The following is a 22845-nucleotide window of genomic DNA, read 5'->3' as shown; positions in this document are numbered from 1 at the left end:
TACATTTATATTTTTGATAAAAAGTACTTAATAAAATAGATAAATTAATGTTAAAAAACAATTCCGGAGGACAAAATGTACGATTATTCACAATGGAATCACATATTTAAATTAGATCCAAACAAAGAAATCTCTGATGATGAATTAGAAAAAATTTGTGAGTCAGGAACGGATGCAATATTAGTTGGTGGAACGGACGATGTAACGTTAGATGCTACGATATCTCTACTAGTTAGAATAAGACGTTATGCAGTACCATGTATTTTGGAGGTATCAAATCTTGAAGCCGTAACCCCAGGTTATGATTTTTATTTTATCCCGACAGTTTTAAATAGTAATGATCCAAAGTGGATTATTGGAATGCATCAACAAGCAATGAAAGAATTCGCACATTTAGTTCATGCTGAAGAATTGGTGATGGAAGGTTATTGTATATTAAATAAAGATTGCAAGGCTGCAAAGCTGACAAGTGCAGTGACAGATCTTTCAGTAGAAGATGTTGTAGCTTATGCGGAAGTTTCTGAGCAATTATTAAAATTACCGATTTTTTATTTAGAATATAGCGGCACATATGGTTCACCCCAAGTGGTAGAAGAAGTATCAAAAGTATTAAACAAAACGAAATTATTCTATGGCGGTGGAATTACATCAACTCAACAAGCAATTGAGATGAAGCAATTTGCTGATACGATTGTTGTTGGGAACATTATATATGAGAACTTACAAGAAGCTTTACTTACCGTGAAAGCTGTGAAAGAAGGAGCGACGAAGTAATGAAAACAGCAGAAGAATTATTGCAAGGTTTAAATCCAATGCAAAAAGAAGCCGTTAAAACGGTTGATGGTCCTTTATTAATTATGGCTGGAGCAGGTTCAGGTAAGACTCGAGTACTAACACATCGAATTGCGTATTTATTAGGTGAAAAAGGTGTTGCTCCTTGGAATATACTTGCGATCACCTTTACAAATAAAGCAGCTAGAGAGATGCGAGAGCGTATATTTAATCTAGTTGGAAAAGATGCAGAAGATATTTGGGTTTCAACATTCCACTCAATGTGTGTTCGCATTCTTCGTAGAGATATTGATCGTATTGGCTTTAATAGAAGTTTTTCTATCTTAGATACAACTGACCAATTAACAGTCATAAAAAATATTCTGAAAGAGAAAAACTTAGATTCAAAGAAATTTGATCCTCGTAGTATTCTAGGTTCTATTAGTAGTGCAAAAAATGAACTGCAAACTGCTGCAGATTATTCACGAGATGCTTTTACTCCATTTGAAAAAGTTGTTGGTGAAATTTATGCATCTTATCAAGACCGATTACGTAAAAATCATTCATTAGACTTTGACGATTTAATAATGATGACAATTAATTTATTTGAACGTGTTCCAGAAGTACTACAATATTATCAACGAAAATTTCAATATATTCACGTGGATGAGTATCAAGATACCAACCATGCTCAGTATAAAATTGTAAAATTGCTTGCCGAGCAATTTAAAAATATTTGTGTAGTTGGTGATTCAGATCAATCAATTTATCGCTGGCGTGGAGCAGATATTTCTAATATTCTTTCATTCGAAAAAGATTATGATAAAGCACAAGTAATTCTGTTAGAACAAAATTACCGTTCGACTCAAACGATTCTTGATGCTGCTAACGCGGTTATTACGAACAATTCAAACCGTAAAGCGAAAAAGCTTTGGACAGAAAATGGACAAGGTACACCGATACATTATTTTAGAGCTGCCTCAGAACAGGACGAAGGATATTTTGTAGCTGGAAAGCTAGCCGAGTGGAAAAAAGAAGGAGTTCATCAATATGGTGATGTTGCTATTCTTTATCGTACGAATGCGCAATCACGTGCAATGGAGGAAGTTTTAGTTAAGTCTAATATTCCTTATAAAATGGTCGGCGGAGTAAAGTTCTATGATCGTAAAGAGATTAAAGATTTACTTGCTTACTTAAGATTTATTGCCAATCCAAATGACGAGATCAGTTTTTCAAGAATAATTAATGTGCCAAAACGCGGTGTAGGCGCAGCGTCTGTAGATAAAATTATTAACTATAGCATAATGAATGACTTATCTTTATCTGATACTTTAGAGCAAATTGATTTCGTTGGATTAAGTGGAAAAATTACGAAAGCAGTCGGAGATTTCCATGCTATGGCGAAAAACTGGCAGCAAATGTTGGATTATTTATCAGTTACTGAGCTTGTTGAGGAAGTTCTTGATAAAACAGGTTATATCCAAGTGTTAAAAGATGAAAATACTATTGAATCTGCATCTAGAATCGAAAATATTGAAGAGTTTTTAACAGTTACAAATGCTTTTGAAGAAAGCAGTGAGGATAAAAGTTTAGTATCATTTTTAACTGATTTAGCATTAGTTTCTGATATTGATCAAGCGGATAAAGAGGAGTCACAAGCAGATGAGGTTATACTTATGACGCTTCACTCTGCAAAAGGATTAGAGTTCCCAGTAGTCTTTCTAATCGGTTTGGAAGAAGGTATATTCCCACATAGCCGTTCTTTAATGGACGAAGAAGAAATGGAAGAAGAAAGAAGATTAGCATATGTAGGGATAACACGTGCGGAAAAGGATTTATACATTACAAATGCTCAAACACGTACACTTTATGGTCGCACTAGTGTAAACCAAGAATCTCGTTTTATAAATGAAATTCCTGATGAACTATTAGATCGTGCAAATAAGAAGGTTGTAACTGAGCGCCGTGCTGTTTCAAGACCAGCAGTGGCTATGAGAACAACAGGTGGCGAGTCACACGGTTGGCGAGTTGGAGATAAAGCTTCTCATGGTAAATGGGGAATTGGTACAGTTGTAAGTGTAAAAGGAGAAGGTGAAGCAATGGAGTTAGATATTGCATTCCCGAGTCCTGTCGGTATTAAGCGTTTATTAGCAAAATTTGCTCCAATTACGAAAGCATAGAAGGGATGGAGAGCTCATGGATCAAAAAATCATTGATAAAGTTGAAGAACTAAGAACAAAATTAAATCAATACAACTATGAGTATTATGTACTTGATCAACCTTCAGTGCCAGATGCCGAGTTTGACTCACTATTACATGAATTAATTAGTTTAGAAGAACAGTATCCAAACATTTTAACACCAGATTCTCCATCTCAACGTATAGGTGGACAGGCAATCGATTTATTCGAAAAAGTCGTTCACAGTCATCCAATGTTAAGCCTTGGAAATGCGTTTAATGAAGGTGATTTAAGAGATTTCGACCAAAGAATTAGACAGGATTCAGCGCAAGCTTCTTATGTTTGTGAACTTAAAATTGACGGCTTAGCCGTTTCACTTCAATATGAAAATGGATTGTTTGTCAAAGGTGCAACTCGTGGTGATGGTACAGTTGGTGAAGATATTACGCATAATTTAAAGACGATTAAAGCAATTCCATTAAGACTTTCTGAGCCAATTACAATAGAAGCTCGTGGTGAAGCATTCATGCCAAAAGCTAGCTTCGAAAAGGTTAATGAAGCGCGTGAAAAGAATGGGGAAGAATTATTTGCAAATCCAAGAAATGCAGCGGCTGGTTCATTACGCCAACTTGACCCAAAAATTGTTGCAAAGAGAGATTTATCGTTCTTTGTTTATGGATTCCCTACAGCTGAAGAATTTTCAATTCAAAAGCATAGCGAAGCCTTAGACTATCTTCACAAACTTGGATTTAAAACAAATACTTTCCGCAAATCATGCCATACAATTGAAGAAGTAATTGCATACGTTGAGGAATGGAAAGAAAAACGCCCATCATTGCCATATGAGATTGATGGAATTGTCATAAAAGTGGATGAATACAGTACTCAGAAAAAGTTAGGATCAACAGCTAAAGTACCAAGATGGGCTATTGCATATAAGTTCCCAGCTGAAGAGGTAGTTACAAAATTAGTAGATATCGAATTAAGTGTTGGTCGTACAGGAGTGGTAACACCAACTGCAATTTTAGAACCTGTTCGTGTTGCAGGGACAGTAGTAAAACGTGCATCACTTCATAATGAAGATTTAATTAAAGAAAAAGACATTCGAATTGGTGACTCAGTCGTTATTCGCAAGGCTGGAGATATTATTCCTGAAGTTGTAAATGTACTATTAGATCGTCGTACTGGTGATGAGCAGCCTTTTGCAATGCCAACTCACTGCCCTTCATGTGATCATGAGTTAATAAGAGTGGCAGGTGAAGTGGCACTACGTTGTGTAAATCCATTCTGTCCATCTCAAATTCGTGAAGGATTAATTCATTTTGCGTCTCGTGATGCAATGAATATCGACGGTTTAGGGGAAAGAGTAGTATCGCAATTATTCGATGCTAATTTGATTAAGACATTTACAGATCTTTACCTTCTAACGAAAGAACAATTATTATCACTAGAACGATTTGGAGAAAAGTCAGCAGATAAATTAGTTTCTGCAATTCAAACTTCTAAAGAAAATTCACTAGAAAAATTATTGTTTGGTTTAGGGGTTCGTCATGTTGGAGCTAAAGCAGCAAAAACATTAGCACAGCATTTCCAAACAATTGATCGACTGATGGAGGCATCTGTTGAGGAAATTACCGGAATTAATGAAATTGGTTCTAAAATGGCCCAGTCAATCAATGAATATTTTTCACAGGACGAAGTAAAAGAACTTATTTCAACGTTTAAAATTGTTGGAGTAAATACTGAATATAAAGGGATTCAAGTAGAAAATATTAATATGGATTCTCTTTTTGCTGGTAAAACGGTAGTATTAACTGGTAAGCTAGAACAGATGACTAGAAGTGAGGCTAAGAAGCAGTTAGAAGCACTTGGAGCAAAAGTAGCTGGAAGTGTTAGTAAGAGTACTGATTTAGTCATTGCAGGTGAGGCTGCTGGATCGAAATTAGATGCTGCACGTAAATTAAATATCGAAGTTTGGGATGAAGAGAGAATGATTAAAGAGCTTCAACCACAATAACTATTTCAATCAACTAGAGGGCGGATTAATGAGGTATTAGTTCGTTCACTTAATAAGTAGAAGGTGTGAGTTAGATGAAAAAACGTATAGGAATGCTCCTATGTTGTTTTTCGCTCATCTTATCTGGGTGTTCATTATCAATAAAGAATGAAGATAAGGTTGTACAAGAGAGCAATAACAAAAAAGGGGAAGACGCAATCATACCCCGTTACTCAATTTCAAATGATTACTACAAGACAATACTTCCATTTAAGCCAAGCAAAACAAGAGGTGCTGTCGTTGCAAATATCGATAATAGACTTGATATTAGTGAATTTGAATTAGGTTTAATGCGAATTGTACAAGAGCAATATTCAACAAAAGATTACTTGTATCAAGAAGGACAATTATTAAGTAAAAAAACAGTGGAATCTTGGCTAAAAAGGAAGTATACTCCTTCACAATTTAAACAAAAACAAGATGCACTTAAGAACGCAAATTTAAAACCGAATTCGATTACAAACGATGGATTGAATCCAATTCAAACGGACACAAAAAATCTTACCGAAGATCAAAAAGCTAAACAAGCTCCGATTTTTTTAAATTCTATTTTAGAGCAGGATTATCTAAAAAAGAATGGGAAAGAAGTTAAAGTTGAGGGAGTAGCAATTGGTTTAGCAATGAACTCTGTTTATTATTATCAAGAGGAACATGGCTACCCAAGAGAGCTTAAAATACCTCAAGATGAAATGATTAAACAAGGTAAAGCAATCGCTCAAGAAATTTTGACGCGAGTGCGAAAAATGGACGAATTTAAAGATATACCAATCACATTTGCTATTTTCCGTCAGCAAAGCCAGTCATCTGTAGTACCTGGAAACTATGTTGCTATGACTTCAGTTTCTGGAAATGACTTCTCGATTAGTAATTGGGATAAAATAAATGAGAAGTATTATTTATTCCCTTCAGCTGCTGCGACTGCTGATTACCGAGATGATGCAATGAAAATGGTTAATTTTAAATCAGATATAGAAAATTATTTTCCGAATTATACTGGTGTTGTAGGCACTGGTTTTTATAAGGATAATGAATTAATACAACTAAAAATTGATATACCTATGCAATTTTATGGTAAGGCAGAAGTCATAGCTTTTACCCAATATGTAGCGGGACTTATGATGGACCATTTCCCTTCATACTTAAAGGTTGAGACGAATATATTCTCATCTAATGGACAGGAAGCACTCATCGTAAAAGAAGTAAATGCTAAGGAACCAAGTGTGCATATTTATAACTAATAGGAAGAGGACTACTCTTCCTTTTTTTTTATTTAAGGGAAGAATCTGTAAGCGTTTCATATTTGAAGAATATATAGGAATATTGTATTATGTAAATGTGAGTTTTTTATACAGTAGTTATTCTACTAGCAATTTACTGAAAAAACTGATAGAAAAACGGTTACAGTAATTGCTATTTTCAAACTAAAGGGGGATTTATTCAATGGTTATACCTTACAAACATGAGCCATTTACTAACTTTGGCTTAGAGGAAAATCAAGAACAATACAATCAAGGATTAGCAAAAGTTTCATCTTATTTAGGTGAAAAATATCCACTAATCATTGGTGGAGAGCGTATCTTTACAGACGAACAGATCGTATCTGTAAATCCTTCGAATCATAAAGAAGTTATTGGTTCTGTATCTAAAGCAAGCCGTGACTTAGCTGAAAAAGCTATGCAAATTGCTGATACAACTTTTAATACATGGAAAAAAGTTAAACCTGAAGTTCGTGCTGACATCTTATTCCGTGCGGCTGCAATTATTCGTCGCCGTAAACACGAATTCTCAGCTTTATTAACTAAAGAAGCTGGTAAACCTTGGAATGAGGCAGATGCTGATACAGCTGAAGCAATTGATTTCTTAGAGTTCTATGCTCGTCAAATGTTACAATTAAAAGACGGAATTCCTGTTGAAAGCCGTCCTGGTGAATATAACCGTTTCAACTACATTCCATTAGGAGTTGGTGTTGTAATCTCTCCTTGGAACTTCCCATTTGCAATCATGGCTGGAACAACTGTAGCTGCTGTAGTAACTGGTAACACAGTTCTATTAAAACCAGCAAGTACAACTCCAGTAGTTGCTTACAAATTCTTAGAAGTATTAGAAGAAGCTGGATTACCTGCAGGCGTAGTAAACTTCGTACCAGGTAGTGGTGCTGAAGTAGGAGATTACTTAGTTGATCACCCTCGCACTCGTTTCATCAGCTTTACTGGCTCTAAAGAAGTAGGTATCCGTATTTATGAGCGCGCTGCAAAAGTAAACCCAGGTCAAATCTGGTTAAAACGTGTTATCGCTGAAATGGGCGGTAAAGACACAATGGTAATTGATAAAGAAGCTGATTTAGAATTAGCTGCTAAATCAATCGTTTCATCTGCATTCGGATTCTCTGGTCAAAAATGTTCAGCATGTTCTCGTGCAGTAATTCACCAAGATGTGTATGATCAAGTTCTTGCTCGTGCAATTGAATTAACAAACGAATTAACTGTTGGAAACCCAGAAGACCGTTCAACTTACATGGGTCCAGTTAATGACCAAGCTGCTTTCAATAAAGTAATGAGCTACGTACAAATCGGACGTGAAGAAGGCCGTGTAGTAACAGGTGGAGAAGGAGACGACTCTACTGGTTGGTTCATCAAACCAACAATCGTTGCTGACGTTGCTGAAGACGCTCGTTTAATGAAAGAAGAAATCTTTGGACCAGTTGTAGCATTCTGCAAAGCTAAAGACTTTGATCACGCTTTAGAAATTGCTAACAACACTGAATACGGTTTAACAGGTGCTGTAATCTCTAACAACCGTGCAAACATCGAAAAAGCACGTGAAGACTTCCACGCTGGTAACTTATACTTCAACCGTGGATGTACTGGTGCAATCGTTGGTTACCAACCATTTGGTGGATTCAACATGTCAGGTACTGACTCAAAAGCAGGCGGACCAGACTACCTAGTTCTTCACATGCAAGGTAAAACAACTTCAGAAATGCTTTAATAAATAGAGTAAAGGTTTGTTTTATAAACATCTTTTAATAGAAGAAACCCCACGAAGAAATTAATTCTTTGTGGGGTTTTCTTTGTATTACATTTCATTTCTTATTTATCATCAAAAGATAAAGATTACTTTTGTCTATAGTATGTCTAAAAATAGAACGTTTTCCGAAACATCAGCTTGTTCCGTAGTAAATGGAATCAAGCAATTAGTATAATGGTTAAAAGAAATGAAAGTTAGAGGACTTTGAGTATGAATCCTAAAAAAGATCTTTACAAATCCTATGACTTTATAATGCTAATTTTAATGTTTTGTTTAATGTTTATTAGTATAATTGCAATCTATTCGGCTAGTAAAAGTGGTCAGTATCAGGGAAGTTTTGTAGTAAGGCAAAGTGTTTTTTATTTCATTGGACTTACAGTATCTCTATTAGTTGCGAAAATTGATCTTAATCGAATCAAAAGGATAAACTGGATTATTTATGGAACAAGTATTGTATTTTTAATTGTTTTAATGTTTGCTCCTGAAAGTATTGCGAGACCAGTTAACGGGGCAAAAGCATGGTTTCAGCTACCGTTTATTGGTTCGTTTCAACCTTCAGAATTTATGAAGATAAGTTTGCTTATCAGTATTAGTGCCTTGGTAGATAAACATAATAAGAAATTTAAAATAAATAATGTGAAAACGGATTTAATATTGTTATGTAAAATTCTACTTATTTCGTTGCCACCTACTTTAATTGTTCTTAAACAACCCGACACTGGGATGACTATGATTTTTCTAGTCATTATTTTCTCCATCATATTGTGTTCTAAGATTAAAACATCAATTGTGTTATTTTTAATTTCAATTCCTACACTTATGATCTCTACTCTTTTAGTTATTTTAACTAAATTTCCGAATTACTTTGAAGTAAGAATATTATCTTTATTAATGCCTCATCAGAGAAGTAGAATTGAAGGCTGGTTAGATCCATTTGAGCATAGTGATGCTGGATTTCAAACAAAACAGGGCTTACTTGCAATTGGTACTGGCCAACTTTCTGGAAAAGGATACTTAAATGGAGTTGTCTACATCCCAGAAGAACATACTGATTTTATTTTTGCCAATATAGGTGAAGAGTTTGGATTTGTTGGAGGTGCTTTATGCATAGCTTTGTTTTTTCTATTGCTAAGTAGAATAGTGAATATTTCTTTAGATGCATTGAAAAATGCCAATAATTTGTTTGGAACTTTGATTTGTGTAGGTACGGTATCGGTATTAGCTTTTCAAATCTTTCAAAACATAGGAATGACAATAGGTTTGCTACCTGTAACAGGTATTACGCTACCATTTTTAAGTTATGGTGGGAGTTCACTGTTATCAAATATGATATTAATAGGATTAACACAATCAGTTAGGAATTCTTATAATGGATACATTTTCTATAGTTTAGAAAGAGGGGAGTATGGAAAAAGAAATATTCGGTAAGAGAATGAAAGTTTTACTATACATAGTCGCTAGTTTGTTTTTGATTATCATTTTAAAATTGTTATACATTATAATAATTTAGAAAATTTTTTAATTTAGTGTTTTTTTAATTATTATTTGTGAATCATTTCATAAAAAGTACTAAATAATAAATTTACCAAATTCAGAATCATTATGTATTAAGTACCTTGAAGGGTGTAAATAAATTTACGCTCTTTTTGTTATGCCCAATACTTTACTTCCAACTAAACCCTTCCCCATATTATTATGCTATAATTTTAAATAAACAATAGTGAACAGAGAGAAGGGATACCATGCAAATTTTACAGAGAATTATTCAATTAGTAGATTCAATTCCTTTAGGAACTCGTGATGATTGGGACTCTTATTTTTTAGGACAGGCATTTATAACTTCTCTTCGTTCAACTTGTGGAAGTCGAAGGGTTGGAGCAGTTATTGTAAGTGATAATAGAATAATTGCTTCTGGGTATAATGGATATCCAAAGGGAGCTAAGCATTGTATTGATGGGGGATGCCCGCGATTTGCTGCTCGTCAAGAAGGGTTATTAGATAGTGGTAAATACTCAGATCAATACCCCTGTGATGCTTTCCATGCTGAAGAAAATGCAATTTATCAACTAGTACAATCAGGGATTCAAAAAACAAAAGGTGATAATTGGACAATCTATTGTACAACTGCACCATGTCGAGCTTGTGCGAAAATGATAAATGGAGCGGGGATTACCAGAGTTGTTTATAATGTGGGCTATCCGGATGATTATTCAATCGAGTATTTTAAAAAATATGGAATTGAGCTAACAAGAATCCCTACCGAATAAACTTTAATCCATATTTAAACAAACGTTTGATTAATTTTTATAAGTAGGTAAATCCTGTACAGACTGTTTGAAAGCGTAAGTCTTTCGAGGTTCGTGATCCTAATGAGAAGCGGAGTTGTCCAATCCGATAATGAGCTTCAGTTAGGTGAAGAAACGAAGAAAGCGAGCGTATGACGGGCAGTCTGTAATTATTTTACTTGGATTTAAGTGGAATGTTGCCCGACACATGGGAAATTTGGTATTATCAGTATATTGTATGTTGTGCGAATAATATGGAGGTGCATATAAATGTCAAAAATTACAATGGAGCAAGTTAAGCACGTTGCTCATTTAGCGCGTTTAGCGGTGACTGAGGAAGAAGCAGAGAAGTTTTCAAAACAACTTGGAGCAATTTTAGATTTTGCTGAGCAGTTAGGTGAACTTGATACAACAAATGTGAAACCAACTACGCATGTTCTAAAAATGCGTAATGTATTACGTAAAGATGAGCCAGGTCAAGGTTTACCAATTGAAGAGGTACTGAAAAATGCACCAGACCACAAAGATGGACAAGTTAAAGTACCGTCAATATTGGATTAAGGGGGGGAATTAGAATGTCATTATTTGAATATACAGTTTCAGAATTACATAGCAAATTAAAATCAAAAGAGATTAAAGTAGAAGAATTAGTAAATGAATCATATGAGCGAATCTCTGCAGTTGATGGTGAAGTAAAATCATTTTTAACTTTAAATGAAGAGCAAGCGCGTCAACAAGCGAAAGCACTTGATGAAAAGCCTTGGGATGAGTCTCGTGGAATTCTTTCTGGTATGCCAATTGGTGTAAAAGATAATATCGTTACAAAGGGTCTTCGTACTACTTGTGCGAGTAAAATTCTTGAGAACTTCAATCCAATTTATGATGCGACAGTTGTAACGAAATTAGCACAAGCTGAAAGCATTACGATCGGTAAATTAAATATGGATGAATTTGCAATGGGTTCATCTAATGAAAATTCTGCGTTCGGTGGTACTCGTAATCCTTGGAATACTGAATATGTACCAGGCGGAAGTAGCGGTGGGTCTGCAGCTTCAGTTGCTGCTGGAGAAGTATTATTTTCTTTAGGTTCTGATACAGGTGGATCAATCCGTCAACCAGCTTCATTCTGTGGAGTTGTTGGTTTAAAACCTACATATGGTCGTGTATCTCGTTCTGGTTTAGTAGCATTTGCTTCTTCTCTAGATCAAATTGGCCCAATTACTAGAAATGTAGAAGATAATGCACTATTATTACAAGCAATTTCAGGATTAGATGCAAGTGACTCAACTTCAGCAAATGTAGAAGTTCCTTCATTTACTAAGGCGTTAACAGGTGATGTAAAAGGTCTTCGTATCGCTGTACCTAAAGAATATTTAGGAGAAGGTGTTGGTGAAGAAGCTCGTGCATCTGTTATGGCTGCTTTAAATTTATTAGAAAGCTTAGGTGCTACTTGGGAAGAGGTTTCATTACCACATTCTAAATATGCATTAGCTACATATTATTTAATTTCTTCATCTGAAGCATCTGCTAACTTAGCTCGTTTCGATGGTATTCGCTACGGTCATCGTGCAGTTGATGTAGAAAACTTAATTGATCTTTATAAGAAAACTAGAGCTGAAGGCTTTGGTGATGAAGTAAAACGCCGTATCATGTTAGGTACTTATGCATTAAGTTCTGGTTACTATGATGCTTACTATAAAAAAGCTCAACAAGTACGTACATTAATAAAAGAAGATTTCGAGAAAGTATTTGAAAACTATGATGTTATTATTGGACCAACTACACCAACTCCTGCATTTAAAGTAGGCGAAAAAGTAAGTGATCCAATGACAATGTACGCAAATGATATTTTAACGATTCCAATTAACTTAGCGGGTGTACCTGCGATTTCTGTTCCTTGTGGTTTCCACAATGGTCTTCCATTAGGATTACAAATTATTGGTAAACATTTTGATGAGTCTACAATTTATAGAGTTGCCCATGCATACGAGCAAGCAACTGACTTTACAAAACAAAGACCACAACTATAAGGAGGCGCGGGAAAGATGAATTTTGAAACGATAATCGGTTTAGAAGTACACGTAGAATTAAAAACAAAATCAAAAATCTTCTCACCAAGCCCTAATGCGTTTGGTGCAGAACCAAATACAAACACTGGTGTAATCGATTTAGGTTATCCAGGTGTGTTACCAGTATTAAATGAAGAAGCTGTAAACTTTGGTATGAGGGCAGCAATGGCATTAAATTGTGAAATTGCAACTGAAACAAAGTTTGACCGTAAAAACTATTTCTATCCTGATAATCCAAAAGCTTACCAAATCTCTCAATTTGATAAGCCGATTGGTGAAAATGGATGGATTGAAATTGAAGTTGGTGGTAAAAAGAAACGGATCGGCATTACTCGCGTTCACTTAGAAGAGGATGCTGGAAAGTTAAATCATACAGATGAAGGTTATTCATTAGTAGACTTTAACCGTCAAGGAACTCCATTAATTGAAATCGTTTCTGAGCCGGATATGAGAACACCTGAAGAGGCTTATGCATATTTAGAAAAACTTAAGTCAATTATTCAATTCAGTGGTGTATCAGATGTAAAAATGGAAGAAGGCTCACTTCGTTGTGATGCTAATATTTCTTTACGTCCATTTGGACAAGAGAAATTCGGTACAAAAGCAGAATTAAAGAACTTAAACTCATTTGCTTTCGTTCAAAAAGGACTAGAGCACGAGCAAGTTCGCCAAGAAAAAGTATTATTATCTGGTGGAGTAATCCAACAAGAAACACGTCGTTACGATGAAGCTACAAAGACTACAATCTTAATGCGTGTAAAAGAAGGATCGGATGATTACCGTTACTTCCCAGAACCAGACTTAGTTGAACTATACATTGATGATGAGTGGAAAGAACGTGTTCGCAACAGTATTCCCGAGCTTCCAGATGCTCGTCAAAAACGCTATGTAGAGCAATTAGGTTTACCAGCATACGATGCAATGGTATTAACTTTAACAAAAGAAATGTCTGATTTCTTCGATGAAACTGTTAACAATGGTGCAGATGCAAAATTAGCATCTAACTGGTTAATGGGTGAAGTTTCAGCATACTTAAATAAATCACAAAAAGAACTACATGAAGTTTCTTTAACGCCTGAAAACTTATCTAGTATGCTTAAGTTAATTACAGACGGTACAATCTCTTCTAAGATTGCGAAAAAAGTATTCACTGAGTTAATCGAAAACGGCGGAGACGCAAACGAAATTGTAAAAGCGAAAGGCTTAGTACAATTATCTGATGAAGGCGCACTTCGTAAAATCGTTATTGAAACTCTTGATGCTAACCCACAATCAATTGAAGACTTTAAAAATGGTAAGGACCGAGCTATTGGTTTCCTTGTTGGTCAAATGATGAAAGCGACTAAAGGCCAAGCGAATCCACCACTATTAAATAAGATCTTAATGGAAGAAATTCAAAAAAGATAACTCTATCAATAAAAAACTACGAGCTATAAGCTCGTAGTTTTTTTGCATTGTTTAGAGTCAAAATGATTCAATAATATGGTTGGCTTGTTGATGCATACAAAAGGATATCCACTTTACTGTTGGGTCATTATATAATCCTGTTATATGTATTAATAAAGAAAAACAACCAGCACCTAGTATATTTCCAATGTAAGATATAAGCCATAAATGTAACACCTCTGGCCATTTCATTTTTCCTCTTATGGCAGTATAGGCAAAATAAAATATGTTTCCTATAAATAGGTCAGCACCGCCGTATGCAATTAGAAGAATGGCGACGGTAATTGTTATAACAGCCATTGGGTAAGCAAAAGGTGTATAAGTAGCATGAAAGAAATGACCTGATTTAAATGCTACTATAACTCCGAAGCCAATAAACATACTAGCCATTATTGCTCTTAATAAAAAACGCAAAACACTATCACGGTAAATTTTTAACTTTTTTAGAGCAAAATACTCTACATTCACAAACGGTTTGTTTTCCATCTCATTATCAATCCTTAATTCTACTTTAATGTATTTATCATCAATATGTACTATAATAGTTAAGTTGTTCAAAATGGTTGAAAAATATAGCAAAGAAACCAATGTAATATAAATTTAATATAATATAATTATGCTTTTCAATCTGGGTTTGAACATGCTTTATAAAGGTAAAAATAGATAAGTAAATGGAAAAAGTTTACTACAAAAACTTTTTAGGTTAGGATATAAGTTAGAGAACTTAAATAAATAAGTAGGATGGTTAATGATGAAACGTGCTAGAATTATCTACAACCCTACTTCTGGTCGTGAAATTTTTAAGAAAAAGCTTCCCGATGTGTTGCAATTGTTCGAGCAAGCGGGTTATGAAACCTCTTGTCATGCAACAACCGGTGCAGGAGATGCGACAATCGCAGCAAGAGAAGCATGTGAAAGAAAATTTGATTTAGTTGTAGCTTGCGGTGGAGACGGAACACTTAATGAAGTCATTAGTGGTATGGCAGAACAAGAATATCGACCAAAGTTAGGATTAATCCCGGTTGGGACAACAAATGATTTTGCTAGAGCAATTGGTGTGAATGTTTCAATTATGGAAGCGGCTGAAGTCATAACAAATGGGCAAACTGTACCCCTTGATATTGGAAGAGTTGATGATAAATATTTTGTAAATATTTTAGCTGCCGGTAAAATTACAGAATTAACATATGAAGTACCTAGTAAACTAAAAACAATGTTAGGACAGCTAGCATATTATTTAAAAGGTATTGAAATGTTACCAAGAGTTAAGCCTACACGATTAAAAATTGAGTATGACGGAAAAGTATTTGATGAAGAAGCATTTTTGTTCTTATTATCGAATACTAATTCGGTTGGTGGATTTGAAAAAATCGCTCCTGAGGCAAGCATTAATGATGGTCAATTTGACTTATTAGTCTTAAAGAAATCAAATATTGCCGAAATCATCAGAGTATGTGCTCAGTTATTAAAAGGTCAGCATGTACAAAATGAATTTGTTCTTTATACTAGAGCAAGCCATTTGAAAATTATGTCTGATGAAAAACTACTATTAAATATTGATGGTGAGTTAGGTGGAGAAACACCATGTACTGTCGATATGCTTTACAATCATCTAGAAATCTATGTACCATAATAAGTGAAATAGTAGTAAATACTAGAAAAAGTAACCACGGTAGTTAACGTGGTTATTTATTTTGTATAATGAAATGGTTTAATAAAAGGTTGAAAGGTAGGTAAGGGACTTGTCGAAAAGAGTGTTACCTGTAGAAAAGAATCAATTTATTGATGTTGAATTTATCGATTTAACTCATGAGGGACATGGAGTTGCAAAGGTGGATGGATATCCGATCTTTGTACCAAATGCACTTCCTGGTGAAAAAGCACAAATTAAGGTGCTAAAAACAAGCAAAGGCTTTGGGTTCGGTAAAATTATTGAATTCCAAAAAGAAAGTGATGTTCGAGTTGAACCAATTTGTTCGATTTACAATCAATGTGGTGGGTGTCAAACTCAACATATGAGCTACGAAGGCCAACTCGAAGCGAAACATAAACAAGTAGTAGAAGTTGTAAAACGAATTGGAAAACTTGATGACGTTGTAATCCATCCAGTGCTAGGAATGGAAAATCCATGGAGTTATCGTAACAAAGCACAAGTTCCAGTAGGGGAACTAGAAGGTGGACTAGTTGTTGGTTTCTATCAAAAGAGAAGCCACGAAATTATTCCAATGAATGAATGCTACATTCAAGGAAAAGAAAATGATGAAATGATACAAGCTGTAAAAGATCTTTGTGAGGAATTAAAAATTGAGCCATACGATGAAGTTGGCCATAAAGGACTATTGCGTCATATTATGGCACGCTATGGATACTATACAAATGAATCAATGCTAGTCCTTGTTACAAATAAAAAGAACTTTGCCCAAAAAGACGAATTAATAGCTAGAATTGTTGAGAAGTATCCAACAATTACAAGCATTATTCAAAACGTAAATAATGAAAAAACAAATGTGATTCTTGGAAATCAAACAATTGTATTATACGGAAGTGAAACAATTAAAGATAAAATTGGTGATATTACTTTCGAAATTTCAGCTCGATCATTTTATCAAGTAAACCCTACACAAACGAAGGTTTTATATGATAAAGCACTCGAGTATACAAGCTTAAACGGAAGTGAAACAGTTATTGATGCATACTGTGGAATCGGATCAATCTCCTTATTTTTAGCTCAAAAGGCTAAAAAGGTTTATGGTGTTGAAATTGTACCAGAAGCGATTGAAGATGCGAAACGAAATGCAAGAATTAATGAGATGACAAATGTTGAATTTGAAGTAGGGAAAGCTGAAGAAGTTATACCTAATTGGTACAAGCAAGGTATTACAGCGGAAGTATTAGTTGTAGACCCTCCAAGAAAAGGTTGTGACGAGGCTTTATTAAATACAATCATTGAGATGAAACCGAGCAAAGTAGTTTATGTATCATGTAATCCAGCCACATTAGCAAGAGATTTACGAGTACTTGAAGACGGTGGTTATAAAACAGTAGAAATTCAGCCAGTGGATATGTTCCCACATACTAGTCACGTAGAAGCTGTCGCGAAATTAGTACTTAAGTAAGAGAACTGACACTAATCCTTTTCAACCAAGTGTTCTACCAAGGTACTTTAGTTTTTAGCAAAACCTTTATGAATTAAGAACATAGGTTTGCTGGTTGATGGCGTGGAAATAATAAGTGAATAAAGGTATAAGTGTAAGCAAGGGCATCTTGCTTTTTAATTTTGGGATATGAGAATTGACTGGAATCCCATAATGAGAGGATTTGAAAATTAAGATGAAAGATAATTTTTGGCGTGATTTACCGCGACCATTTTTTATACTGGCACCAATGGAAGAAGTGACGGATGTTGTTTTTCGCCACGTTGTAAGTGAAGCAGCCAGACCAGATGTGTTTTTCACAGAGTTTACAAACAGTGAGAGTTATTGTCACCCAGAAGGAAATAAAAGTGTGCGTGGGCGTTTGGCTTTTACAGAGGATGAACAGCCAATGGTAGCTCATATTTGGGGAGATAAGCCTGAATTTTTTCGTCAAATGAGTATTGGTATGGCAGAACTTGGTTTTCGTGGTGTGGATATTAATATGGGCTGTCCTGTACCTAATGTGGCAGGACACGGAAAGGGAAGCGGCCTGATCCGACGTCCAGAAGTTGCAGCAGAATTAATACAAGCAGCAAAAGCAGGAGGATTACCTGTAAGTGTAAAGACAAGGATTGGTTTCTCTGAGGTAGACGAATGGCGTGACTGGCTAACTCATATTTTGAAACAAGACATTGCCAATCTGTCCATCCATCTTCGTACAAGAGATGAAATGAGCAAAGTGGATGCACATTGGGAACTAATACCGGAGATAAAGAAACTTCGCGACGAAGTGGCACCAGATACACTCTTAACGATCAATGGGGATATCACTGACCGTCAAGTTGGCTTAAAGCTCGCTCATCAATACGGTATTGATGGGGTTATGATTGGGCGTGGTATTTTCCATAATCCATTTGCTTTTGAAAAGGTGCCGACAGAACATAGCAGTAAGGAACTACTTGATCTCTTAAGATTGCATATGGATCTCCATGATAAATTTTCATATTTAGAGCTGCGTTCGTTTAAGGCTTTACATCGCTTTTTTAAGATATATGTTCGTGGGTTTAGAGGGGCAAGTGAATTAAGAAATCAATTAATGAGTACATCATCAACAGATGAAGTACGTGCAATGCTTAATAACTTTGAGTCAAATAATCTTGATGGAATATTAGAACTGTAAAAGTGTCAGCCATTGTGTTGTCGATTACAGTCTACAAATAAATACAATTAAAAAGTACTCTCTAGAGTAGACACTTTAAAAGTCTAGCTATAGGGTACTTTTTTTGTTTTTATTATACAATCTAGAACTTTGACAAGTTGTTAACATTGAATAAGTGGTTTTTTTCCTTTACATGAAGAAAATATCCACCTAGTAAATGAGAAATGTTTACTTTACAATAAATGCAACTATACATTCATAACAAATTTTGAAATTAAAGATGAAATAAAACAATAGAAAGAATGAATTAAAAGCTAAATGTATAAGTAGATAGATACTTATTAGCTTAACGAAAGGACGGATCAACACATAATGAACAGATTGATAATTGGAATGGATGGCGGAGGAACGAAAACGAGAGTTATGGTCAAAGAACGACTAGATGGAGAAACGTTATTTGATCAAAATTTTGGAATGTCAAATTATAACAACATTGGTGTAGAAGGTCTTAGACCAGTATTTAGTGAAATATATGAATCACTTATTCTCCATTTTGGAGAGCGTTTACAAAATGCAATTCTTGTACTAGGCTCTGCGGGAGTTGATCGACCGAAGGATATAGATATTTATTTGAATGCATTAAAAGAAAGTGGTTTTACTTGCCAGTTAGAAGTAGTGAATGATGCAGAAATTGCTCTTGTTGGTGGGAACGGAGACCGAAAAGATGCTTTGATGATTGCTGGAACAGGCTCCATTGTTATGGGAGTAGACTCAAAGGGAAATACAATACGCTCAGGCGGATGGGGCGGTTTAATAAGTGATGAGGGTGGAGGTTTCCAAATTGGTTTACATGCAATCGCGACTGTTATGAATGAGTATGACAAAGTGATTGCTCCTACATCATTTACCGAAAAGTTACTCGCACACTTTAAATTGAATTCTCCAGAAGATTTTATGGACTTATTATACATGGAAGATACAATTCCGGTAGATAAGGTAGCTTCATGTACGCCAATCATTATAGAAGCATGGGTAAAAGGTGACGAAGCTGCTCGTACGATTGTCGAAGGAGAACTAGATAAATTGGTTCGTTTAGTGATTGGAATCAGCCGACAAATGGGATCAGTTAATTTCCGCCTTTCTGTGGCAGGAAGTTTGTTGACGAAATCAACTGAGTATTTCGATACGCTAAAAGAGAAGTTAAATGTGGCTTTACCACAAGTTGAACTTTCTGCACCTCTTTATGATCCAGTTTTCGGTGCCATCATTATTGGTGAGAAATACAAGTAATTCAAAATAAAAATAGTAAGGAATGGCGAGCGAATATGCGTGAAATAGGAATTAGTGTGTATCCCAACTTTTATCCATTGGATCAAATCAAAGATTATTTAGAAAAGGCTAATTCATTTGGTTTTAAAAAGGTATTTGTTTCACTGATTTTAAATAACCATGGTTTTGAAGGTGCACTAAATGTAAATTCAGACACTTGGAATGAATTATTTAGTTATTGCAAAGAACTTAATATGACTGTGTCAGCTGATATGAATGATGAAGTTTTCAGTGAGTTGGGTTGTACATTAACCGACCTTACAGCGTTGCAAAATATGGGTATCACAAGACTTCGGATCGATGGCGGATTTACGAGTGAAGAAGTTGCACTTCTTTCAAAAAATAAAGAGGGAATTCAAATAGAAGTAAATGCTTCAATGTCATCTTCTAGTAATCAAGATGGAAACGCTTTACGCGAATGTCGTGAGTTTTTAGAAACAATAGAAAGAGAAGGAAATATTGGACAACTAACAGCTTGTCATAATTTCTTTCCTCTACCAGATACAGCATTGTTTTTAGAAGACATTCGCTCAATTAACAATATGTTTGCTTTATTCGGTGTGCCAGTTGGAGGATTTGTTGCATCTCAGCTTTCGCCTAAAGATTTACACCATTTAGGTCATGGAGTTTGTACAATTGAAAAACACCGCTTCTTGCCTAGCCATATTGCCATGCTAGAGTTATTTGCAAATGGATTTAATGATGTGTTAATTGGTGACTCTTTTGCAGATTTTTCAGAGCTCAAAGAAATGGCTAGATGTTACAAACAAGAATATATAGAAATTCCAGTTGTTTTTAATCAGTTTGTTCCAGAGCAGACAAAGCTGAAAATTAGCGAGCAGATTCTTATTTCAAGAGTAGATCAACCAGCAAATCTCATTCGTGCAACTGATACAAGGGGAATGGAAGTACCCCATTGCTATTGTGCACCAAGAGGGAAGTATTCAGTTGCTATTTTAAATAATCGAAGTGCACAATATGAGGGAGAAGTACAAATTTCATTAAAAGATTTAGGGCAATCGGTTGAACATAATGTCATTGGATTTGTTCATCCTTTTGCATACGATTTAATGCCTTATTTATTAGCGGGCAAAAATAAGTTTCGATTAGTTGAATATAAATAAAAAAATTTATAGTCGAGGTATTAGAATGGTAAAAAGTGCAGTAATTCTTGCGGCAGGCAAAGGGAGTAAAATGAATCCTTTCAACGCAGTTCGCTCCAAAACAGCAATAAAAATCGCTGGTAAACCATTAATACGTTATAATATTGAATCCATTGTAGCAATGGGAATAGAAGAGATTGTTGTTGTCGTTAATGAGGAACATCAAAGAGAGATTGAGAATCTCCTATTCGACATAGATAATATTAAATTTGTAATTGATCAATCAAATTTAGGAAGTGCAGAAAGTTTAGTAAAGGGAGTTGAGAAACTTTCAAGTACTAAGGAGTTTCTCGTTCTTTACGGGGATACGATCGTCGAACAAAAGGATCTCGAGCAATTAGCTAATTCCAACAAATCTACTGTTTTGTTGAAAAAATTAGAAGAGTCATCAAGAAATTGGATTGGTGCGAGTATAAACAATGGATTTGTTCAGTCAATCGGTGCTCATTACCGTGGTGACAGTATTACTCATCAATTCGCAGGATTTCTTTTTGATGAGTCAATTCTAGATGAAGTGAGAAGAACGCCTGATTATTTTCCGAATGTAAAAGTAGGAGTGGGTGCTCCGAAAGAACGATACATCGAAGCTGCACTTCTAATATCACTTGAGAAAACAAAACTTCAAGCAGTTGAGTGTAATGGCCATTTCTTTGATATAGATAAGCCTTGGCATATGCTAGAAGCGAATGAATACATGGTGAATTATTTTTGTAATGCAATAAAAGAAAATGAACTAGCTGAAGGTGCGGCGATTTCTGAAAATGCGACCATTCGTGGTCACGTAAAGCTTGGTAAGAATTCTTCAATTGGTGATCGAGTTGTCATTCACGGTAACCTAATTGTGGGTGATAATACAATCATTGATAATGGTGCAATTTTCAATGGCAATGCCGTTATTGGCGATCATACTGCCATTCGTAATTATTGTATTATTTATGATGGAGTTTCAATTGGATCGCATTGTATATTCGACCATTGTGCAGAGTTCCTTGGCGGAATGGTAATGGATAAGGTATATCTTTACCACTATGGCGAGTTTTATGGCGCAATAGGCAGTCATACAGATATTGGTGCTGCAACGGTTTGTGGAACATTACGCTTTGATGACGGTGAAACTGAGCACGTTGTGAATGGACGGAAAGAAATACCTTTACATTTTTCAAATGCAGCTTATATTGGTGACTATTGTAGAACTGGTGTGAATACGATTATTATGCCTGGTTGTAAAATAGGGGCTTATAGTGTGTTAGGAGCAGGTGCAATCATCGATAAAGATATCGAACAAAATAGCCTAGTTTTCGTAAAACAAGACTTGGTTATTAAAAAGTGGAGTGAAAAGAAGTACGGCTGGTAATTTTATTAAATCAATAAAAGAAGGTATGAATAATGGAGAATTATTTTAAATACGTGATGGCAAATCTCGAAAAATTATATACGACACAGAATCAAAAAATGGACGAAGCGGCAACATGTATTTTTGAAGCCATTCAAAATGGTGGTCGCTTCCTTGTTACTGGTTCAGGTCATTCACATATGTTTGCAGAAGAATTTTATGTAAGAGCGGGTGGATTTGCGGGGGTCTCTCCGATTTTGCCGAATGAGTTTTTTTTACATGACCATCCATTAAAAAGTACTGTGATCGAACGAATAGAAGCTTATGCAAAGGTAATTTTTGATTTATATAAAATCAGCTCAAAGGATATTCTTGTGATTGCTTCCAATTCGGGAAGAAATGGAATGACTGTTGAACTTGCAAAAATGACACAGGAATGCGGTGCAAAAGTAATTGCATTTACAAATCCTAATCAACCAGAAGGCTCAAAATCAAGACATAGTAGCGGAAAATATCTTTGCGATTTCAGTGATGTAGTTATAGATAATTGCACCGGGCCTGGAGATGCCCACTTTTATGTAGAAGAAGCCAATACAGGTATGGGGGCAACCTCTACAATGGCTGGAGCATTTGTTGCTCAAACAATTTCTATATTATTAGCAAAAAAATATCATCAAGCTGGATTAAAACCACCTGTGTTTAAAAGCTCTAATTTAGATGGTGGGGATGAATGGAATAAAGAGTTGTTTGCGAAGTATTATGGTGTTTAATTATTAATTGAATATCTATTATAAGACCTAAAAAGATTGATTTTACTTTATTGACTCGCTTTTGCGTTCCTAGTTTATGGGAGCGCTTTTCGTGTTTGAACGAAATTGAAGAGTTAACCTTAT

Annotated in this window: 18 protein-coding genes; 17 read left to right on the top strand and 1 reads right to left on the bottom strand. The window is 35.2% G+C overall.

What is annotated here, in order from left to right:
* Window positions 1-75: 75 nt before the first annotated feature.
* From pcrB to gatB, 10 genes are all read left to right on the top strand, one after another.
* Window positions 76-774, top strand: a complete 699-nt coding sequence (gene pcrB, locus AN960_RS18750) for a heptaprenylglyceryl phosphate synthase (RefSeq protein WP_056474723.1) — start codon at window positions 76-78, stop codon at window positions 772-774.
* Window positions 774-2951 (top strand): DNA helicase PcrA, encoded by a 2178-nt coding sequence (gene pcrA / locus AN960_RS18745; RefSeq protein ID WP_056474721.1) that lies wholly within the window; start codon window positions 774-776, stop codon window positions 2949-2951. Before pcrB ends, pcrA begins: the two co-directional genes overlap by 1 nt.
* Window positions 2952-2967: 16 nt before the next feature.
* The gene (gene ligA, locus AN960_RS18740; RefSeq protein ID WP_056474718.1) at window positions 2968-4968 is read left to right on the top strand and encodes an NAD-dependent DNA ligase LigA; all 2001 of its coding nucleotides are present in this window, start codon (window positions 2968-2970) and stop codon (window positions 4966-4968) included.
* Between the two features lie 74 nt (window positions 4969-5042).
* Window positions 5043-6245: a CamS family sex pheromone protein gene (locus AN960_RS18735; RefSeq protein ID WP_056474715.1), complete on the top strand. Its 1203-nt coding sequence runs from the start codon at window positions 5043-5045 to the stop codon at window positions 6243-6245.
* Window positions 6246-6447: 202 nt separating this feature from the next.
* Window positions 6448-7995 (top strand): L-glutamate gamma-semialdehyde dehydrogenase, encoded by a 1548-nt coding sequence (gene pruA / locus AN960_RS18730; RefSeq protein ID WP_056474712.1) that lies wholly within the window; start codon window positions 6448-6450, stop codon window positions 7993-7995.
* 249 nt (window positions 7996-8244) lie between these two features.
* The gene (locus AN960_RS18725; protein ID WP_056474709.1) at window positions 8245-9462 is read left to right on the top strand and encodes an FtsW/RodA/SpoVE family cell cycle protein; all 1218 of its coding nucleotides are present in this window, start codon (window positions 8245-8247) and stop codon (window positions 9460-9462) included.
* A gap of 314 nt (window positions 9463-9776) precedes the next feature.
* Window positions 9777-10301 (top strand): deoxycytidylate deaminase, encoded by a 525-nt coding sequence (locus AN960_RS18720; protein WP_056474707.1) that lies wholly within the window; start codon window positions 9777-9779, stop codon window positions 10299-10301.
* 288 nt (window positions 10302-10589) lie between these two features.
* Window positions 10590-10880 (top strand): Asp-tRNA(Asn)/Glu-tRNA(Gln) amidotransferase subunit GatC, encoded by a 291-nt coding sequence (gatC, locus tag AN960_RS18715; RefSeq protein ID WP_056474704.1) that lies wholly within the window; start codon window positions 10590-10592, stop codon window positions 10878-10880.
* A gap of 14 nt (window positions 10881-10894) precedes the next feature.
* The gene (gene gatA, locus AN960_RS18710; protein WP_056474701.1) at window positions 10895-12349 is read left to right on the top strand and encodes an Asp-tRNA(Asn)/Glu-tRNA(Gln) amidotransferase subunit GatA; all 1455 of its coding nucleotides are present in this window, start codon (window positions 10895-10897) and stop codon (window positions 12347-12349) included.
* A gap of 15 nt (window positions 12350-12364) precedes the next feature.
* A complete protein-coding gene (gene gatB, locus AN960_RS18705; RefSeq protein WP_056474698.1) occupies window positions 12365-13795 on the top strand; it encodes an Asp-tRNA(Asn)/Glu-tRNA(Gln) amidotransferase subunit GatB in 1431 nt (476 codons plus the stop codon).
* Window positions 13796-13852: 57 nt separating this feature from the next.
* On the opposite strand, the gene AN960_RS18700 is transcribed toward gatB, so the two are convergent.
* On the bottom strand, window positions 13853-14320 hold the full coding sequence (locus AN960_RS18700) for a formate/nitrite transporter family protein (RefSeq protein ID WP_056474695.1): 468 nt from the start codon (window positions 14318-14320) through the stop codon (window positions 13853-13855).
* Between the two features lie 262 nt (window positions 14321-14582).
* Between AN960_RS18700 and AN960_RS18695 the strand changes: the two genes are divergently transcribed.
* The 7 genes from AN960_RS18695 (at window position 14583) to AN960_RS18665 (ending at window position 22722) form a co-directional block, all read left to right on the top strand.
* A complete protein-coding gene (locus tag AN960_RS18695) occupies window positions 14583-15467 on the top strand; it encodes a diacylglycerol kinase (RefSeq protein WP_056474693.1) in 885 nt (294 codons plus the stop codon).
* Window positions 15468-15576: 109 nt separating this feature from the next.
* A complete protein-coding gene (rlmD, locus tag AN960_RS18690) occupies window positions 15577-16950 on the top strand; it encodes a 23S rRNA (uracil(1939)-C(5))-methyltransferase RlmD (RefSeq protein WP_056474690.1) in 1374 nt (457 codons plus the stop codon).
* A 214-nt stretch (window positions 16951-17164) separates the two neighbouring features.
* A complete protein-coding gene (locus AN960_RS18685; protein ID WP_056474688.1) occupies window positions 17165-18148 on the top strand; it encodes a tRNA dihydrouridine synthase in 984 nt (327 codons plus the stop codon).
* A 351-nt stretch (window positions 18149-18499) separates the two neighbouring features.
* Window positions 18500-19417 (top strand): N-acetylglucosamine kinase, encoded by a 918-nt coding sequence (locus AN960_RS18680; RefSeq protein WP_056474686.1) that lies wholly within the window; start codon window positions 18500-18502, stop codon window positions 19415-19417.
* 35 nt (window positions 19418-19452) lie between these two features.
* Window positions 19453-20580 carry a MupG family TIM beta-alpha barrel fold protein gene (locus AN960_RS18675; RefSeq protein WP_056474682.1) on the top strand — a complete coding sequence of 376 codons (1128 nt, stop codon included), beginning with the start codon at window positions 19453-19455 and terminating at the stop codon, window positions 20578-20580.
* A 25-nt stretch (window positions 20581-20605) separates the two neighbouring features.
* Complete coding sequence (locus AN960_RS18670; RefSeq protein ID WP_216600087.1) at window positions 20606-21973, top strand: nucleotidyltransferase family protein; 1368 nt, start codon at window positions 20606-20608, stop codon at window positions 21971-21973.
* A 32-nt stretch (window positions 21974-22005) separates the two neighbouring features.
* Window positions 22006-22722 (top strand): SIS domain-containing protein, encoded by a 717-nt coding sequence (locus tag AN960_RS18665; RefSeq protein WP_056474679.1) that lies wholly within the window; start codon window positions 22006-22008, stop codon window positions 22720-22722.
* Window positions 22723-22845: the final 123 nt, after the last annotated feature.

Origin of the sequence: Bacillus sp. FJAT-25509, assembly GCF_001420605.1 — a bacterium.
GTDB lineage: Bacteria > Bacillota > Bacilli > Bacillales > Bacillaceae_G > Gottfriedia.
This window is presented reverse-complemented; position numbering and strand designations above follow the sequence as displayed.

What these genes read in the sequence shown, in the direction of transcription:
- pcrB (WP_056474723.1), top strand. Translation starts at nt 76, where the DNA reads ATGTACGATTATTCACAATGGAATCACATATTTAAATTAGATCCAAAC.
- pcrA (WP_056474721.1), top strand. Translation starts at nt 774, where the DNA reads ATGAAAACAGCAGAAGAATTATTGCAAGGTTTAAATCCAATGCAAAAA.
- ligA (WP_056474718.1), top strand. Translation starts at nt 2,968, where the DNA reads ATGGATCAAAAAATCATTGATAAAGTTGAAGAACTAAGAACAAAATTA.
- AN960_RS18735 (WP_056474715.1), top strand. Translation starts at nt 5,043, where the DNA reads ATGAAAAAACGTATAGGAATGCTCCTATGTTGTTTTTCGCTCATCTTA.
- pruA (WP_056474712.1), top strand. Translation starts at nt 6,448, where the DNA reads ATGGTTATACCTTACAAACATGAGCCATTTACTAACTTTGGCTTAGAG.
- AN960_RS18725 (WP_056474709.1), top strand. Translation starts at nt 8,245, where the DNA reads ATGAATCCTAAAAAAGATCTTTACAAATCCTATGACTTTATAATGCTA.
- AN960_RS18720 (WP_056474707.1), top strand. Translation starts at nt 9,777, where the DNA reads ATGCAAATTTTACAGAGAATTATTCAATTAGTAGATTCAATTCCTTTA.
- gatC (WP_056474704.1), top strand. Translation starts at nt 10,590, where the DNA reads ATGTCAAAAATTACAATGGAGCAAGTTAAGCACGTTGCTCATTTAGCG.
- gatA (WP_056474701.1), top strand. Translation starts at nt 10,895, where the DNA reads ATGTCATTATTTGAATATACAGTTTCAGAATTACATAGCAAATTAAAA.
- gatB (WP_056474698.1), top strand. Translation starts at nt 12,365, where the DNA reads ATGAATTTTGAAACGATAATCGGTTTAGAAGTACACGTAGAATTAAAA.
- AN960_RS18700 (WP_056474695.1), bottom strand. Translation starts at nt 14,320, where the DNA reads ATGGAAAACAAACCGTTTGTGAATGTAGAGTATTTTGCTCTAAAAAAG.
- AN960_RS18695 (WP_056474693.1), top strand. Translation starts at nt 14,583, where the DNA reads ATGATGAAACGTGCTAGAATTATCTACAACCCTACTTCTGGTCGTGAA.
- AN960_RS18685 (WP_056474688.1), top strand. Translation starts at nt 17,165, where the DNA reads ATGAAAGATAATTTTTGGCGTGATTTACCGCGACCATTTTTTATACTG.
- AN960_RS18680 (WP_056474686.1), top strand. Translation starts at nt 18,500, where the DNA reads ATGAACAGATTGATAATTGGAATGGATGGCGGAGGAACGAAAACGAGA.
- AN960_RS18675 (WP_056474682.1), top strand. Translation starts at nt 19,453, where the DNA reads ATGCGTGAAATAGGAATTAGTGTGTATCCCAACTTTTATCCATTGGAT.
- AN960_RS18670 (WP_216600087.1), top strand. Translation starts at nt 20,606, where the DNA reads ATGGTAAAAAGTGCAGTAATTCTTGCGGCAGGCAAAGGGAGTAAAATG.
- AN960_RS18665 (WP_056474679.1), top strand. Translation starts at nt 22,006, where the DNA reads ATGGAGAATTATTTTAAATACGTGATGGCAAATCTCGAAAAATTATAT.